Here is a 14,022-nt window from a genome sequence, read left to right on the forward strand (position 1 = left end):
TTAAATGCGCCAGTGCTATTTTTAATGAGTTGGATGTAAACGGTTGCGACGACGGGCCGAAACCGTTATATTATTAAGGTAACTAAGGATAGGGGAGCGTTAAGTATGACAGTTAAATTAATTGCATCAGATATGGATCATACCTTATTAAACGAAAGTGGCCAGTTGCCACCGAATTTTGAACAAGTTGTTAAACAGTTAACGGCCAAAGGCATCATTTTTACAGCGGCGAGTGGTCGGCCACTTTATACGTTGAAGCAGATGTTTGCTAATTTAGAAAATGACATGTGTCTCGTAGGTGATAATGGCGGGGTTATCAGTTATCAAGGTGACATTATCTTCAAGAGTTTATTGCCATTGACTGATTATCAACGGATGGTCGCTTTTGTGAACGAGAGTCAAACCGGAATCGGGATGATTTGTGGAATGGATGCGGTTTATATTGAAGAACAATACCAAGCTTTAGATGCGACATTCCGTCAATTCTATGCCGAAATCAAATACGTTCCTGATTTAACTAAAGTGAGTGTTGAAGCGGATAAGTTTACGGTTTACTTCCCAGAAGCCAATAGCCGCGACTTTTACGAACAAATTTACGGGCCAACGTTTGGTGCTGACTATTCAGTGGCCGTCGCTGGTGTGGAATGGGTCGATATCATGAACAAGGGGATTGATAAAGGCCATGCGATGCGTTTTCTAGCTAATCATTTCAATATTTCAACGGCTGAAATGATGGCCTTTGGGGATACGTATAATGATAAGGAAATGCTGCAAACAGTTAAATACAGTTATTTAATGGGCAACGCCGATGATGATATGTTGCAATATGCCACCTACCGCGCTGATACTAACGAGAATTATGGCGTGGTGCAGGAGATTCAGAAATTGCTGTAAGCAACCAATCATAAATCGCTTGTTGCTGTTCAATTGCATTTGTTTCTTGTAAAATTTCATGAGCTGTATGTGGTAAAATGCGCACCGTTGCGTTAGTGACGGTGTGCTTTTTAAATTGTGTCGCTAAATGGCGGGCGCGGCGGCCATAACCGCCGGCGGGATCGTCTTGGCCACTCAGGACTAGCACTGGGCGTTCTTTTAAAGCCAGTTGCCAATCAGCATGACGCGTTAATTCTGTCAGCGTCAATAACATCGCAAAACCGCTATTACTGAATACGTAGCCACAAAGGGGATGATTTTCGTAAGCCGCTACATTGTCCTGATTATAACTGAGCCACGAGAACGGCCGATTGGCGTCAAAGCGTTTAGGATAAACGCCAAAAGCTAGATTATTCAAAAGCTTACCTGGTTGTTTAGGCGCAAGGGCTCCGATTAAATTAACGAGTGGTAAAACGGGTTTGAGCACGACTGGAACGTCAATAACGCCCATAAAAATTGCGCCAGCCAGTGGCACAGTTGTTTGTTTGACATATTGAGTGGCGAGCATCGAACCCATTGAATGACCCAATACAAATAACGGGCATTCAGGATATTCTTCATGGGCGATGCGCCCGATTAAGGTACAATCGTTTAAGAGTGTTTGTAAGCCGTGGGGACCAAAATAACCGAGTTCATCAGTTGTCTGAACGGAATGTCCTTGACCAACATGATCGTGGCCAATTACGACGATCCCGCGATCAGCTAAGAATTGGGCGAGCGCGTCATAGCGTTCGATATATTCGGCCATGCCGGTTAGAATTTGGACAACTGCGATTGGTTTTTGAGTCGGTAACCAAGCAACCACATGAAGTTGATGCTGGCGGTCGGTTGATTGCACGGTAAAATTTTTCATATTTAAGCGCCTCCATTTATCGCTTATTCTAACAGAAACGCTGATATGATAGCAAAAAAAGAGATTGAAACAAAAATAATTTTTGTTTCAATCTCTTTTTGATGGCACACTTTTAACTTAAACGTGTTCTATCAGTCATATCCTTGCGGTTAACGCCGCATGTCAAATAATTACCGTTGGCAATCATTCGCCATGCTCTGTTAATCCTCGGGACATCCCAGACTGATGACACACTCTTTTAAAGTTGGACGTCCTTATTGATTCGTTTAGCGCGTGAGAAGTATTTTGAGTAGAAGCGACTGATAATGCCCCAATAGTAGAAGATGAGGGCTAAGGCGCTAATCAAGACGAAATCAAGCGGATAAGGAATCACGTTGATACCGTTAAACTCACGACTACCAAGGAAGGAAATCAATGACAGCAAGGCTAAATAAATAATCAACCAGAGACTACCTTTGAATTGTGCCCAGGTATTTTCCCAATGAATCCGATATTCATAGTAGAAATAAAATGGTAGGCCAAGCATAATCACGCCGATAACTTTGATAGTTGTGGGCCACATTGCCCAGTAAGTCGCAAGACTAGCGAGGACAAAGGATAAGGGCGCCATTACTTTCATCCATGGTGAATGGACAGGCCGGTTCATATCTGGTGCCATTTTCCGAAGTGACATGACGGTTACCGGACCGGTTAAATAGGCAATGAGGGTGGCCGTCGAAATAACGCTGGCAAGCGTACCCCAGCTTCTGAAGACGGAAACTAACAACATGCTGACTACGGCGTTGATCGCCATGGCGACTCTGGGGATATTATATTGGTGGTTCATCTTACCGACAATCGGTGGCATATGTTTGTTTTGCTTCAAGGCCGCAAGTGTGCGGGCACATGATGCAACAAATGAAACGCCGGTCCCAAATGGTGAGATAAAAGCATCTAAGTACAATAGAACAGCGAGCCAGTGAATCCCTAATAGAATTGCTAAATCAGCAAATGGTGATTGGAAATTCAAACCATGCCAACCAGTTTTAGCGATTAAAGCAGGAGAAACGGCCCCGATAAAGGTGATTTGAAGTAATAAGTAGATGACGATACTAATACCAAGTGAAATTGCGATTCCGCGACCAATATTGCGTTTAGAATCCCGAATTTCGCTCCCAACATTAATGACCGTTTGAAAGGCATTGTAGGAGAAGATAATCCCGGAAATCGAGGTTGCCGCAAAAATTTTAGCGGAACCATACGGCATAAAGGTTGCTACCGAATGGCCGAAGTTTTCAGCATGGAACCCAGTTGAAACTAACATAATAATTGTCAGTAATGGAATTGCTAATTTAAAAATGGCGATGAAACTCGTGAAACGGGTCAAGAATTTAACTGACCAGAAATTTAAAAGGGTAAAGACAATAATAAAAGCAAAAACGACTAATAAACCGCGGGTTGAAATCTCATTATGATGCATGAAACGGTTTGTCCAGTTGGCCCAAGACCAGGGCCACGAACTCATGTATTGAACAGCGGCGACAGCCTCAATGGGAATAATCGTGACTAACGACACCCAATTGGACCATGACGCGATAAAACCTAATAATGAGCCATGACTGTACTGCGCGTAATGACTCATCCCACCACTTTCAGGAAACATGGTCCCCAGTTCGACATAGTTAAAGGCGATGGCCCCAATCACAATCGCACCGACAATCCATGAAATAATGGCAGCCGGTCCTGCGACAGTGGTTGCTTCCCAAGCACCAAATAGCCACCCGGAACCGATGATTGAGCTCAGTCCTAACATGACTAAGCTGAATAAACTCATTTTGTTCTTTTCTAACATAAAGACCTCCTGTGTATGGTTTGCTATTATAACAACCATCAAAGTGGTATACAAATGACTTTTAAGCCCAAAAACAGGCGTCAGTAGTGCGCTTGATAGTGTGGTGACGGTTACAAAAAAAGTTGGTATTAAATTTTTAAGCACTAAAAAAAAGAGTGTGTCATCAGTCGGCGTTAATCCTCAGAATATGACTGATAGAACACGTTTAGATGTTAAAAAAATCATAAGCACTAAAAAAGACATCACACAAAATAGCTTTTGCGTGACGTCTACGTTTAATTTATAGTTAGGTTAGTGATTGTGGTGAATTGCGTCGCTTTGTTTGAACATCTTAATCTTGCGGTCATTCCAGAAAGTTTCAGACATATCACGATAAAAGATGGCAGTCTGACAGCTCGGACAGCGTTTGATACCGTAATCAATACAGGCTTGGCACGCTGGACAATGAAAAGCCGATGATTCCGAAAGTTCTTGTGATGTTTCTTGAGAATCTTTCATCAATAGGACTCCAATCTTTGAGTTGTTAGCCTTAGTATACATTACCGAAGGGGTGTCTGTTAAGTCATTGAATCATTTTTTCAAAAAAATATTCACAAATCTAGGAGATTATGCTACAATAAATGAGTAATGCGAGTGTAGTTTAGTGGTAAAACTCAAGCTTCCCAAGCTTGCGTCGCGGGTCCGATTCCCGTCACTCGCTTCATGAATAACAGTTGAATAATTATTGAAGAAGCTAGGCCGAAATGGTCTGGCTTCTTTTTTTTGTCCGATTGACCATCAAAATGATATAATGATGCAATCTTGAAAAGCTACGTCAAGAACAGCTAAAAAACAATAAATGACAGGTTGTCATTTTTAAGACTTTAGACTGATTGTTTGTCAAAGTCGGTTTGGTAAAGTAGATTCATGAGCAAAGCCCTGGGGAATAAACATAGGGTACTATAAGTAGTGGGAGTGTAGTCAATTGACATTATTAGAAATCAAAGATATTCACAAGTCCTACCATGTGAATAAAGAAGCGTTTAAAGTTTTAAAAGGCATCAATCTTAAGTTTGATCGGGGCGAATTCGTATCGATCTTAGGGGAATCCGGTGGCGGTAAATCAACGTTACTGAACATTATTGGTGGTTTGGATCATCAATATGAAGGTGAATTAATCGTTGATGGCGAATCACTGAAGAATGCTTCTGAAAAGAAGTTCGATGCTTATCGCAGTCAGACAATTGGCTTCATCTTCCAGAGTTTTAACTTAATTAGTCACTTAACCAACTTAGAAAACGTCATGGTACCACTTGAAATGACCGATTTGTCGCATAAGGAACGGGTTGCAAAGGCAACTGCCTTATTAGAACAAGTTGGTTTGAAGGAACATATCAACAAGCATCCGAACCAACTATCGGGGGGCCAAAAACAACGGGTCGCTATCGCCCGCGCATTGGCTGCCGATCCTGATGTGATCATTGCCGATGAACCAACCGGTGCCTTGGATAGTCAAAATACTGCTGAAATCTTGGCGATTTTACAAAAAATTGCCGAAGATGGGAAACTCGTTATTGCCGTGACGCATTCGCAAGCGGTCGCGGATTACGGCACACGCGTTGTCCACATGGTTGATGGCCAAATCGATTATGATAAGCGCCTCAAGGATGCTTATCCAGCACCAGCTGAATCAACACCTAAGAAAAATAGTCCGTTGAGTTTCATGTCTGCTTTTAAAATGGCAATGCAACACATGCGCTACGACATTAAACGGAACTTGTTAATCATTTTTGGTGCCTCAATCGGGATTTTCTCAGTGATTTTAATGTTGGGCTTAGGCCAAGGGGTGACCGGGTACATCAACGATCAAGTATCATCCCAAGTGAACCCCAATACAATTCAAATTGCCCGGAATGTGAGCCAAAAACAAATTGAAAATGGCGATCAAGGGAATTTAGCCAATAAAGATATTAAACGTTTTGACAAGATTAAAGATGTGACAAAGGTTGAAAAGGGCTACTATACCAATGGTGTCCAAGTTCACTACCAAAAGAAGAGTGAAACAATTCAAATGTTCCAAACCTTTAATAAGACGGAACGGGTTCAAGATATTAAAACTGGGACAAAACCAGGCACCAACGAAGTCCTTTTAACGAAGGCAACTGCCAAAAAATTAGATAAGAAAAATTATAAAAAGATGGTTGGTCGCACAGTAACGATATACGTCAATGCGATTAGCAAGGATCAACGACCCGTTCAAATGCGTCAAGATGTGAAGGTTTCAGGAATTATCAATTCCGGGACTGAAGCCATTACTTATGGGACTTTAGCAAAAATGTATCAAGCCCAAAACTTAGATTTAGAACCTAACTTTGCCGCTGTTACGGTGAATAAAACGCAAAACGTCAAAGCGGTTCAAAATAAAATCAAAGCTTACGACAGTAAGGTAAATGGTAAAACGCAAAAGGATTACCAAATTACTGGTGTTGGTGCAATCTTAGATTCAATCAATACGTACCTCATGTTAGCCTTCTACGTCTTAGCCGGGATTGCGGGGATTTCATTATTAGTTTCAGCAATCATGATTATCGTCGTCCTTTACATCAGCGTTTCAGAACGGACGAAAGAAATCGGTATTTTACGGGCCATTGGTGCACGTAAAAAGGATATTCGCCATCTATTCGTATCAGAAGCTTTCTTGATTGGTCTTTTCTCAAGTGTTCTAGGAGCTTTAATTGCCTGGGGTGGTCAAGCGCTGGTTAACGTAATTGCCCAACCATTGACGCATATGCCGATTGTGGCAATTACCAGTGGTTACGTCATCTTTGGGATTGTTATCAGTGTGGTGATTAGTTTACTAGCAGCACTCGCCCCATCACGTAAAGCCGCTAAACTAGACCCAATCGAAGCCTTAGCCGCTGAATAATTGGGGTTGAAATGTCAACGGGACTTCTATATACTAGGAGTCAAGTTAGAACAGTCAAAAGAATAGTGTTAGCAGCGATTAATAGCGAGTCCGGGATTGGTGGAAGCCGGATAATCAAGCTGATGCGGCGCACTTTTGGTTGAACAATTGCATACTATTGAGTGGATCGATTGATCAATCAGAGTGGTACCGCGGGAATTCTCGTCTCTTTCATTTATTTGGAAGGGATTTTTTTTGTTCGAAAATTTAAGGAGGCTATTAACATGGATTTTAAACAACAAGTTGTCACAGCATTAACTGGCGTTTTAGGCGACAGTTTACCAGCAGAGAAAATCGCACAACTCATCGAAACACCTAAGACATCAGATTTGGGTGATTATGCATTCCCAACATTCATCTTAGCGAAAACATTACGGAAGGCACCACAACAAATCGCCCAAGATTTAGTCGATCAAATGGACGTTGCTGGCTTTGAAAAAGTCATTGCCAACGGCCCTTACATCAACTTCTTCTTAGACAAGGCTGCTTTTAGCGACCAAATCTTGAAGACCGTTTTAACAGAAGCTGCTAAATACGGTGAAAGTGATTTAGGTCACGGTGGTAACGTGCCAATCGATATGTCATCACCTAACATCGCTAAACCAATTTCAATGGGTCATTTACGTTCAACTGTTATCGGAAACTCAATTGCTAAGATTTTGACGAAGGTTGGTTTCAATCCCATCAAAATCAATCACTTGGGTGACTGGGGGACACAATTCGGTAAATTAATCGTGGCCTACAAAAAATGGGGGAGTGAAGAAGAAGTCAAAGAAGACCCTATCACAAACCTTTTGAAATATTACGTTAAGTTCCATCAAGAAGACGTCGAACATCCAGAATTAGACGACGAAGCGCGCGCATGGTTCCGGAAGTTAGAAGCCGGGGATGAAGAAGCAACACAACTCTGGTCATGGTTCAGAAGTGAATCATTGAAGGAATTCCAAAAGATTTATGACATGTTGGGTGTCGAATTCGATTCATATAACGGTGAAGCCTTCTATAACGATAAGATGGATGCTGTTGTGGAAGCAATCGAATCAAAAGGCTTACTACAAGAAAGTCGCGGTGCTGAAATCGTTGACTTAACAGCTTATAACTTAAACCCTGCTTTGATTAAAAAATCAGATGGTGCCACACTTTATATGACACGTGATTTGGCAGCTGCAATGTACCGTCATGACACTTATAACTTCGTCCAATCATTGTACGTTGTTGGTGGCGAACAACGGGAACATTTCAACCAATTGAAGGCTGTTTTAAAAGAAATGGGTAACGACTGGTCAGACGAAATCCACCATATTCCATTTGGTTTAATCACACAAGGTGGTAAGAAATTATCAACTCGTAGTGGTCGCGTGATTCTTTTAGAAGAAGTTTTAAACGACGCTGTTAAATTAGCTGGCGCTCAAATTGAAGCGAAGAACCCAGATTTACCTAACCGTGAAGAAGTTGCTAAACAAGTTGGTATTGGCGCTGTTATCTTCCACGATTTGAAGAACGATCGTTTAGACAACTTCGACTTTGACTTAGAAGAAGTGGTTCGTTTTGAAGGTGAAACAGGTCCTTACGTACAATATACAAATGCACGTGCGCAAAGTATCTTGAGAAAAGCTAACCAAGAAGTCGTTGTGGACGATCAATTAGTCGTTGCTGACGATAACGCTTGGGACGTCTTGAAGATGTTAAGCAACTTCCCAGCAGTGATTGCACGCGCAAGTAAAGAATACGAACCATCAATCGTTGCTAAATACGCATTACGTTTAGCAAAAGCATTTAACAAATACTATGCTAACTCTAAGATTTTGGCAGACGACGACCAAAGAAACGCTCGTCTATCATTAGTGAAGAGTGTCAGCATCGTATTAGAAACAGCCCTAGACCTATTAGGCGTCCAAGCACCAAAAGAAATGTAAAAAAAGAGTGCGTAGTAAGCCTGGTATCTTCTGAGGATTAGCCTAAGCAGGCGAATTACCAACGGAGTTGGTGATTTGACTGGTGTAGCTAACCGGAAGAAGATGGCTTACGGAGCACGTTTAAGAAAACAAAGTGCGTTTAAAGCGGTTTTGACTCCGAGCATTAGTCTAGTGTCGTGAATGAGTGCTAGAGGCAATCGTTTGCGATACGTAACTAAGCACAGGGGTCAGCTTTAAAAAGCACGTTTCAAAATCACCAGCAACCGGGTGTTGGTGATTAAAGAGGACCAGACAAATTAATTTTGTCTGGTCCTCTTTTTAGATACACCACACGCGACTTTTCCTTCATAATTCGCTATAGTAATGGTGAACTTTTCAAAAGGGGGATTTTGGGATGGCACTTGTATTAAAGCGGCAGATTAAAGGCATTCCGGTGTTAGAGGTTGTGGCAGAAAACGCACGCCACGAACCATTGCCACTGGTTGTTTATTATCATGGTTGGCGGTCGGCCAAGGAATTGGTCCTGACACAGGCGCGTAAATTAGCGCAAGCTGGCATGCGCGTTGTATTACCAGACGCGCTTAATCATGGTGAACGGCTGCAGCCAGTATCAGAAATTCCATCATGGACTTTTTGGCAGAGCATCCAAACCAATCTAGCGGAATTTAGTTTAATCATCGATTATTGGCAGCAACTGCACCTGATTAAAGACGATTTAATCGGCGTTGGCGGTGTCTCAATGGGCGGTATGACAACGGCGGCTTTACTGACGAAACATCCAGAAATCAAAGTGGCAGCTTGCATTATGGGCTCGCCAGCCCCGTTGACCTATGCGCGCTTGGTCCGCGATAATGTTCGTCAGCACGGCTTACAACAACCGGCTGATCTTGGCTTGTTGACGAGTTGGCTAACAGCCTATGATTTAACGCAACAGCCGAATGCACTTGCGAACCGTCCCGTTTTATTTTGGCATGGTACCGAGGATGAACGGATTCCTTATAACCAAATGGCTGATTTTGAACGACAAATAAAAGGGCAATCGTATGCGCAAAACGTGACGTTTATGACGGGCCAAGGAGAGCGCCATTTAGTGCAACCCGCCTTAATGACGACGATTACCGACTTTTTTGCAACGCATTTAAAAATAAAATCTAAATAATAAAAAGATGCTCATCAAAACGAATAATTTTGGTGAGCGTCTTTTTTTGTGGTTGACTTTAGGGGTGTACTACGTATAATAGTACAGTGTAATACAGTGATTAATTTAAAGGAGGTGCCAAGGCGATGATGATTGATAAAACAAGCGCTAAACCGTACTACGAACAGATTATTTTATTGATTAAGGAACAAGTCCTCCAGGGGATTTTAAAACCGGGTGAACAAATTCCGTCTGTTCGAGAAATGGCGCGGCAATTAATGATGAACCCGAACACGGTAAGTAAGGCCTATAAATTGTTAGAAGTGCAAGGTATTATAGTGACGGTTAAAGGCCGGGGCACTTACATCGCTGAACACCAAGCGACTGACCGGGATAATGTTAAAATCGCCCAACTGAAGGCGCAATTACAAGAACTCGTTTTAGAAGCTGTTTATTTAAACGTTTCAGAGGCTGAGATGAGTGAATGGTTAACCGCACAATTTGAAAGGGGTCCAAAAGATGCTGACAATTAACAAGTTACATAAACGAATTGATCAAAAATCAATTCTAGAAGAGATTAGTTTTGAACAAGAACCGGGGGAAATCTTGGGATTGGTCGGCCGCAATGGTGCCGGTAAGTCGACATTGCTAAAAAGTATCGCCGGTCATTATTTATTGGATGGTGGTCAGATTTTGATTGATAAAGTTTCAATCGATGAAGATCGTCGCTTGCGGACACAGATTTTTTATTTAGACGAAGATCACTTATTTTTCAAAAATTTGACGTTAGTCCAGATTGGCGGCTTTTACCAACAAGCCTATCCGCAGTTTGATGAAAATCAGCTGACTACTTTATTAGCGCAGTATCGCTTACCGCTCAAACAAAATTATCGGCAATTATCAAAAGGGATGCGGGGCTTATTCAATATTATTTTAGCCATTAGTAGTCATGCACGGTACATTTTGTTGGATGAACCATTCGATGGCTTAGACGTCATTATTCGTAAAAATGTGATCCGGCTATTGCTCGATCAAGTTGGTGAACAACAATTTTCACTGCTGATTACATCACATAATTTAGCAGAATTAGAACCCTTGATTGACCGGACACTGATTTTAAAGGATCGGACAATTAGTCACGATTATCGCTTAGAAACACTCCGCCAAACAGCACGGAAGTTGCAACTGGTATTAAAAACCAACGAGATTCCAGCGCTAGTAAAAGAAAAAGGGCGGTTATTAAATGTTTCAGGGCGCGTGATGGTCGTTTATTTCCCAGACTATACAGATAAAATTGAACAGGAGTTGGCTGCACTGGACCCTGTTTTATGCGAGGCACTACCGATTACATTGGAAGATGTTTTCGAAGCAAACTTAATTAACGAACAAGACTATCAAGTCTTCGTTTAGAAGTGGAGGCAGTAAAAATGCAAAAACAGTTAATGAAAATCATGCAATTACGCTATTGGAAATACTTGGTCGGCTTGTTTGTGATTATTATCGGGCTGCAAGGGATGAGAAGTATGACTGTTGTTGATAAATGGCAATCATCTGATCAATATTATCATTCGGAACAGTTTATTAAAGATTTTAAGCAACATCCAAAGTCATATCTACAAGAAGATCGTAAAGGTCATCCCAAGAAACAATCATTAGAGGCTTTTAGATTAGAGGCTAATCCTGTATTTGAACCAACGCATGAGGCAGGCTTTATGATTTATTCACCGATGATGGCGCTGTTGACAATCATTGTTTTTGGCGCTGGACTCCTAATGTTTGCCAACGATAGACGGACTAATTTTGATACGTTTTTGTTTAGCTTAGAGAGTTCGCGGCGACGGCTATACTGGACGAAATTAGGTTATGGAATCGGAACAGTATTAAGTAGTCTGTTGATAGGAGATGTTATCTACTATTTAATTTTAAAATTAAAAATTAGTGCGCCATACGTCCAGCTAAATATCCTGACGCTAATTCAACGTGAGATTGGCAGCCTTGTTTTAATGTTGGGGATTTTTACAATCGGTTGTTTAATAGGGTTACTAATTGGTAAGTTACCAACATTATTAATTGGTAGTTTTGGTTTTATTTATTCACTATTGTTTGCCATTCCTAGCATGAGTGACACACGAAGCTTTGTAATGAATCGAGGAAGTGAACAATACAGTATTCACTCTGATAGTAATGGTGGCTTACTCACTAAGCTCTTAACAATGGGCAATGGTCAATACCGGTTGTATCGTAACCAACAACAAATTGGGTTAATCATTGGTTTGTTCGTAGTAACTTGTCTATTGTTATGGGGTGGCGCTTGGATTTATAAACGCTTATCACTTGAAAATAAGGACCAATTGGTCCAAATTGCTGGGTTTAAAAAACCACTGGTTGTTATCGGCACATTATATTTGGCGTGGTTGTTTGGGATGAATGGTATTTTCAGTCGACCACCTTATGAACTATTAGCCAACCATGAAAAAATAGTCTTGCTGTGGGTCATCTTACGTAATATTGTTATTATCGGAATTATCGGTTGGCTTTATACAGAGCGACCATGGCAACGATTTAAAAATAGAAGATTAAGTTAATAAAAAACGGAAGTGTGCCATAAGTCGGGGATGTCCTGAGGATTAACACAGAATGGCGAATGATTGCTGCAAGCAATCGTTTGACATTCAGGGTTAACCGGAAGGATATGACTTATAGAACACGTTTATGCCATCAATATTCGGATATCGAAAAAGGAGCTGAAGACAAAATTACTTTTGTCTTCAGCTCCTTTTTTGGGTTGAGATTAGACGTTGATAACGTGCTTTTCATAGCACTCAGATGGTAACGTGCGCCTAAAGGCAACTTCCTGTGCTTAGCTACGTATCGCAAATAATCGACTGAAGTCGCTTATTCACGACACTAGGCTAATGCTCGGAAGTTAACCGCCTTTAATCACACTTCTATGCTTTTTGTCTTCTTGCGATTGCTGGTAAGATCATACCTAATGCAACGAAGATGATTGGTGTGATGATGTTTAAGCTTAATTGGAACCACCATGTTGAAGGGTTAGCAGCGTATGAAAGCTTAGGAATCATGCCCATCAAACAAGCGAAGGCGGTGAAGAAGAAACACCAACTGCCGACGATTAAGCCAATTTTAGGGTTCTTAGTAAAGTGATATTCTGACGTAAATTTTTTAAGTTGTTTATTCAAGAGGATATAAGCTAAGAATACCCAGAGATAACGAAGTGGCATAACAACTGAGTTTAAGTTTAATAACCAGTTGTAAAGTTCGTTCATGTTACCAATCCCTAGGGCAGGCACGATAATCAAGAGACCAACGAGGACCCCAGTTAACATGTAACCTTTAGTTGGGATGCCTTTTTTGTTAAGTTTTGAAAGGCCTTTAGGAATGAAGTTGCTATCAGCGTCGCCCAATAAAATTTTAAGTGGGGCGTCAATTGAAAAGGCTAGAGCTGAGATTTGTGCGAGTGTATTTGCTAAGGCGTAAAGAATAACGAAGAGTGGTCCAACGTGGTAGAAAGCACCGAGACGATGGAAGGCTTCGTAAGCACCGTTAGCCATTAAATCAGTTGGGATATGGTTTGAATCAAATAGCATGCCCATCCCAAATGAGCCTAGGATGGCACAAAAGGCCACCATGCCGGCTAAGACTAACATTCCTTTAGGGAATTCTTTAGCGGCATTTTTAGTATTGTTAACGTAAGGTGAAATCTTTTCAGCACCACCAACCGCGAATACTAACATTGAAATGGTTGTGAAATAGTTAACATCAAATTTAGGGATGTATGTTTTAATATTGCCCATGTCGGGTGTGGCAATGTGAGCGCCTTTAGTCATAAAAGGGGCTGAAACTGCGAGAATGATGAAAAGAATTGACATCACAAACATGGCGGTTCCGGCAATACTCCCAATCCGGTTCAAGGTCGCGATTCCGCGCGATGATAGCCATAAAAAGAGTAAGAAAAGGGCCAAACAGATGACCGAAACGGCCATTGATGAAATCGTATTGACGAAGTTCCCGTTACCCTTGAAAAGCCAGCTGAGCGCAATGAGAATCCCTTGTGGCTTTTGCGCAAGATATGGAATGTGAACAACCCAGTAAGTCCAAGCGGCGTAGTAAGCGAGCCGCTTAGTACTTGTCGCTTTAATCCAGGAAGAAACACCACCGTTAGCATCTTTAAAAGTAGAACCTAATTGACCAACGATTAATGCGTAAGGAACGAAATATAAGAGCATGATCAGAATCCAAGACGTGATAACGGAGAGACCTTGTTGCGCGTAGTTATTAACCACGTTACCAAGACCCCAAACCGCTACAAAGGCAATAAGTGCAACATTATACCAACGAAGCTGTTTCGATTTAGATTGCATAAGAGCAACCTCCTTTTATAAGTAT

The 14,022-nt window shown here is 41.5% G+C and carries 11 protein-coding genes and 1 tRNA gene; 8 read left to right on the forward strand and 4 right to left on the reverse strand.

Annotated elements, in window-relative coordinates; genetic code table 11:
* Positions 1-105 precede the first annotated feature (105 nt).
* Complete coding sequence (locus ACPBEH_RS10345) at positions 106-894, forward strand: HAD family hydrolase (protein WP_424349118.1); 789 nt, start codon at positions 106-108, stop codon at positions 892-894.
* Here the strand turns inward: ACPBEH_RS10345 and ACPBEH_RS10350 are convergent.
* From ACPBEH_RS10350 to ACPBEH_RS10360, 3 genes are all read right to left on the reverse strand, one after another.
* Positions 848-1,786: an alpha/beta fold hydrolase gene (locus ACPBEH_RS10350; protein WP_424349119.1), complete on the reverse strand. Its 939-nt coding sequence runs from the start codon at positions 1,784-1,786 to the stop codon at positions 848-850. The genes ACPBEH_RS10345 and ACPBEH_RS10350 overlap by 47 nt on opposite strands.
* 238 nt (positions 1,787-2,024) lie before the next feature.
* The gene (locus ACPBEH_RS10355) at positions 2,025-3,617 is read right to left on the reverse strand and encodes an APC family permease (RefSeq protein ID WP_424349120.1); all 1,593 of its coding nucleotides are present in this window, start codon (positions 3,615-3,617) and stop codon (positions 2,025-2,027) included.
* A gap of 291 nt (positions 3,618-3,908) precedes the next feature.
* Positions 3,909-4,115 carry a hypothetical protein gene (locus ACPBEH_RS10360; protein ID WP_011375116.1) on the reverse strand — a complete coding sequence of 69 codons (207 nt, stop codon included), beginning with the start codon at positions 4,113-4,115 and terminating at the stop codon, positions 3,909-3,911.
* A gap of 131 nt (positions 4,116-4,246) precedes the next feature.
* Between ACPBEH_RS10360 and ACPBEH_RS10365 the strand changes: the two genes are divergently transcribed.
* The 7 genes from ACPBEH_RS10365 (at position 4,247) to ACPBEH_RS10395 (ending at position 12,200) form a co-directional block, all read left to right on the forward strand.
* Positions 4,247-4,317: transfer RNA gene (locus ACPBEH_RS10365), tRNA-Gly, on the forward strand.
* Positions 4,318-4,581: 264 nt separating this feature from the next.
* Positions 4,582-6,522 (forward strand): ATP-binding cassette domain-containing protein, encoded by a 1,941-nt coding sequence (locus tag ACPBEH_RS10370; RefSeq protein ID WP_424349121.1) that lies wholly within the window; start codon positions 4,582-4,584, stop codon positions 6,520-6,522.
* Positions 6,523-6,785: 263 nt separating this feature from the next.
* Complete coding sequence (gene argS / locus ACPBEH_RS10375; RefSeq protein WP_016265470.1) at positions 6,786-8,477, forward strand: arginine--tRNA ligase; 1,692 nt, start codon at positions 6,786-6,788, stop codon at positions 8,475-8,477.
* A 394-nt stretch (positions 8,478-8,871) separates the two neighbouring features.
* Positions 8,872-9,636: an alpha/beta fold hydrolase gene (locus tag ACPBEH_RS10380; RefSeq protein WP_424349122.1), complete on the forward strand. Its 765-nt coding sequence runs from the start codon at positions 8,872-8,874 to the stop codon at positions 9,634-9,636.
* Between the two features lie 125 nt (positions 9,637-9,761).
* Positions 9,762-10,148: a GntR family transcriptional regulator gene (locus ACPBEH_RS10385; RefSeq protein WP_011375112.1), complete on the forward strand. Its 387-nt coding sequence runs from the start codon at positions 9,762-9,764 to the stop codon at positions 10,146-10,148.
* Positions 10,138-11,025, forward strand: a complete 888-nt coding sequence (locus ACPBEH_RS10390; protein ID WP_424350071.1) for an ATP-binding cassette domain-containing protein — start codon at positions 10,138-10,140, stop codon at positions 11,023-11,025. The genes ACPBEH_RS10385 and ACPBEH_RS10390 overlap by 11 nt, the downstream gene beginning before the upstream one ends.
* A gap of 17 nt (positions 11,026-11,042) precedes the next feature.
* Positions 11,043-12,200 carry a hypothetical protein gene (locus ACPBEH_RS10395; protein WP_424349123.1) on the forward strand — a complete coding sequence of 386 codons (1,158 nt, stop codon included), beginning with the start codon at positions 11,043-11,045 and terminating at the stop codon, positions 12,198-12,200.
* A gap of 363 nt (positions 12,201-12,563) precedes the next feature.
* Here the strand turns inward: ACPBEH_RS10395 and ACPBEH_RS10400 are convergent, their stop codons facing one another.
* Complete coding sequence (locus ACPBEH_RS10400) at positions 12,564-13,997, reverse strand: amino acid permease (protein WP_101378001.1); 1,434 nt, start codon at positions 13,995-13,997, stop codon at positions 12,564-12,566.
* Positions 13,998-14,022: the final 25 nt, after the last annotated feature.

Source organism: Latilactobacillus parasakei, from assembly GCF_049674265.1.
Taxonomy (GTDB): Bacteria; Bacillota; Bacilli; order Lactobacillales; family Lactobacillaceae; genus Latilactobacillus; species Latilactobacillus sakei.

Bases quoted from the DNA above. Each gene is read 5' to 3' on its own strand.
- ACPBEH_RS10400 (WP_101378001.1), bottom strand. From the start codon at position 13,997: ATGCAATCTAAATCGAAACAGCTTCGTTGGTATAATGTTGCACTTATT.
- ACPBEH_RS10345 (WP_424349118.1), top strand. From the start codon at position 106: ATGACAGTTAAATTAATTGCATCAGATATGGATCATACCTTATTAAAC.
- ACPBEH_RS10350 (WP_424349119.1), bottom strand. From the start codon at position 1,786: ATGAAAAATTTTACCGTGCAATCAACCGACCGCCAGCATCAACTTCAT.
- ACPBEH_RS10355 (WP_424349120.1), bottom strand. From the start codon at position 3,617: ATGTTAGAAAAGAACAAAATGAGTTTATTCAGCTTAGTCATGTTAGGA.
- ACPBEH_RS10385 (WP_011375112.1), top strand. From the start codon at position 9,762: ATGATGATTGATAAAACAAGCGCTAAACCGTACTACGAACAGATTATT.
- argS (WP_016265470.1), top strand. From the start codon at position 6,786: ATGGATTTTAAACAACAAGTTGTCACAGCATTAACTGGCGTTTTAGGC.
- ACPBEH_RS10395 (WP_424349123.1), top strand. From the start codon at position 11,043: ATGCAAAAACAGTTAATGAAAATCATGCAATTACGCTATTGGAAATAC.
- ACPBEH_RS10380 (WP_424349122.1), top strand. From the start codon at position 8,872: ATGGCACTTGTATTAAAGCGGCAGATTAAAGGCATTCCGGTGTTAGAG.
- ACPBEH_RS10360 (WP_011375116.1), bottom strand. From the start codon at position 4,115: ATGAAAGATTCTCAAGAAACATCACAAGAACTTTCGGAATCATCGGCT.